Annotated in this window: 1 protein-coding gene; it reads right to left on the bottom strand. The window is 75.7% G+C overall.

Annotation, left to right across the window (positions count from 1 at the left end):
• Positions 1 to 153: 153 nt before the first annotated feature.
• On the bottom strand, positions 154 to 750 hold a 597-nt coding region (locus KUM32_RS40470; RefSeq protein ID WP_254406773.1), incomplete at its 5' end, for a Gfo/Idh/MocA family oxidoreductase.

The following is a 750-nucleotide window of genomic DNA, read 5'->3' as shown; positions in this document are numbered from 1 at the left end:
CTGCTGTGCCAGGGCAGTTCACGTGCGTGACGTGGACCGGTGGCCGGGCCGCGGGGGCAGCCCGGCCCGGCCACCGGGGTGGTGGGGCGGGGCCGGGGCCGCCCCCCGAACGGTGCGGCCCCGGCCCCGCGGCTCAGGTGCCGCGGTCTCGGCTCAGGCGCCGGCCGGGCGCTCCTGGCCGGCCGCGTAGTAGGCGAGCAGCTCCGGCGCGAGGGGCGGCACGTCGAAGGGGGCGCCGCCGGCGCGCAGCGAGCGGGTGGCCAACTCGCCGGCGGCCACGCTCATCCGGGCGGCCACCGGCGAGGTGTCGGTGGCGCCGCCCTCGCGCACGAAGCGGCAGAACTCCGCGATGATCCGCTCGTCCGCGCCGCCGTGCGAACCCTTCGCCTCCGGCACCCGGAACTCCGCGTCGCCACCGGACCGGTAGCCGGACGGACCGGTGTTCCACAGCTTCACCAGGTCGCCCGGGCCGTCGCCGAAGTTCTCGATCCGGCCCTCGGTGCCGATGACCGTGTAGTTGCGGAAGTAGTCGGGGCTGAAGTGGCACTGCTGGTACGCGGCGATCACGCCGTTGTCCAGCCGCATGTTCATCACCGACACGTCCTCGACGTCCACGACGTGGTGCAGGTCGCGGCGCGCGGTCGGCGGCCAGTCGAACTCGCGCAGCCAGCCGTCCGGGCGCGGCGTGTCCGGCTCCCGGCGCGGCAGGTCGCCGTAGACCATGAGGTCGCCCAGCGCGTTGACCCGCTC

The sequence above is a fragment of the Streptomyces sp. AC627_RSS907 genome (assembly GCF_019049165.1).
Note: the sequence above shows the minus strand (reverse complement) of the source record. Positions and strands in the feature narration are given on the sequence as shown.